This is a genomic window from Kitasatospora sp. NPDC017646 (assembly GCF_044329365.1).
Lineage (GTDB): Bacteria > Actinomycetota > Actinomycetes > Streptomycetales > Streptomycetaceae > Kitasatospora.
On sequence record NZ_JBIRJC010000137.1, the window covers coordinates 1 to 1639 of the forward strand.

The following is a 1639-nucleotide window of genomic DNA, read 5'->3' on the forward strand; positions in this document are numbered from 1 at the left end:
GACGGCGCCGAGTTCGCCGACCAGCTGGTCGTCCCCAAGGTCGACGCCCTGGCCCAGATCGCCAAGGCCAACGACGTGGCCGCCGTCCTGGTCACCTCCTCCGGCGAGGGCAAGGAGATCGCCGCCCGCGTCGCCCTGCGCCTCGGCTCCGGCATCATCACCGACGCGGTGGACGTCCGCGCCGGCGACCAGGGCCCGGTCGCCACCCAGTCGGTGTTCGCCGCCTCGTACACCGTCGACTCCCGCGTCAGCAACGGCGTGCCGGTGATCACCGTCAAGCCGAACGCCGTCGCCCCGGAGGCCGCCGCGGCCGCCGGTGCCGTCGAGAACGTGTCGGTGGAGTTCACCGGCAACGCCGCCAGGGTCACCTCGCGCACCCCGCGCGTCTCGACCGGCCGCCCGGAGCTGACCGAGGCCGCCATCGTGGTCTCCGGCGGCCGCGGTGTCGGTGCCGCCGAGGGCTTCGGCGTGGTCGAGGAGCTCGCGGACGTGCTCGACGCCGCGGTCGGTGCCTCGCGCGCCGCCGTCGACGCCGGCTGGTACCCGCACAGCTCCCAGGTCGGCCAGACCGGCAAGCAGGTCTCCCCGCAGCTGTACGTGGCCAACGGCATCTCGGGCGCCATCCAGCACCGGGCCGGCATGCAGACGTCGAAGACCATCGTGGCCGTCAACAAGGACCCGGAGGCCCCGATCTTCGAGCTCGCCGACTACGGCGTGGTCGGCGACCTCTTCGAGGTGCTGCCGCAGCTCACCGCCGAGGTGAAGGCCCGCAAGGGCTGATCACCCGGAAGCCGAACGGAGGGCGTGGCACTCGGTACCCCCGGTACCGAGTGCCACGCCCTCCGTCGTTGCCGGCCCGGGTGTTGCCGTGGGCGCCGCCGGGCGGGCCCGGCGGCGGACCGCGGGCCCGCCGAGCGCTACTCGGCGAAGGCCGCCAGGTGCTGGGTGAACCCGCCCTTGACCGGAGGGAGCGGGCGCGGCTCGGCCTCCTGCTCCACCGGCGGCTCCTCCACCGTCAGCAGCCGCAGCTCGGGCTGCTCGGAGCCGGGGGAGGAGTACAGCCGTACCCGGGTGCCGACCGGGACGGTGCTGCGCATCCCGTCCACGATGCACCAGACGTCGAACCCCTCCGCCATCCGGATCAGCGACTTCTGGCGGACCAGTGGCGTGCGGGCCTGCTCGACCGCGCAGCGCCGCACGACGCCGGTGCCCTCGCTGGGCTCCAGCCGCAGCTCGGTGGAGCCGCAGGTGGGGCAGAGCAGCCGCTGGAAGGTGGGGTTGTTGCACCAGGTACAGCGCTGGAAGTACAGCGTCGTACTCCGGGTGTCGGCATCGATGGCTGAGTGGACCACGTTGTCATCTCCCTGCGCTCGGACCGGCTCTGTCGGCAGAAGTACGTCAGTAGTTCGGCTGTAGTACGACAGGAAAAGGATAGGGAACTCAGTGCCGCCCTGTGAAGGCACTGAGTTCCCTTTTTGCCGCGCGCGTGCATAATGAAGGGTACTGAGTACCGTCGTGAAACAGGAGTGGCGATCATGAGCCAGGACTTCGATCTCTTCCGCATCTCCGAGGAGCACGAGATGCTCCGTGAGGCGGTGCGTTCGCTGGCCGAGGCGAAGATCGCTCCGTTCGCGGCGGA

At 71.0% G+C, this 1639-nt stretch carries 2 protein-coding genes; one reads left to right on the forward strand and one right to left on the reverse strand.

From position 1 onward, the window contains the following. Window positions 1-780, forward strand: a 780-nt coding sequence (locus ACH4J0_RS43180; RefSeq protein WP_396246659.1) for an electron transfer flavoprotein subunit alpha/FixB family protein, incomplete at its 5' end; no start/stop codon positions are given. Between the two features lie 137 nt (window positions 781-917). Here ACH4J0_RS43180 and ACH4J0_RS43185 read toward each other — a convergent pair. After that, complete coding sequence (locus ACH4J0_RS43185; protein ID WP_396246660.1) at window positions 918-1352, reverse strand: hypothetical protein; 435 nt, start codon at window positions 1350-1352, stop codon at window positions 918-920. Between the last annotated feature and the right edge of the window lie 287 nt (window positions 1353-1639).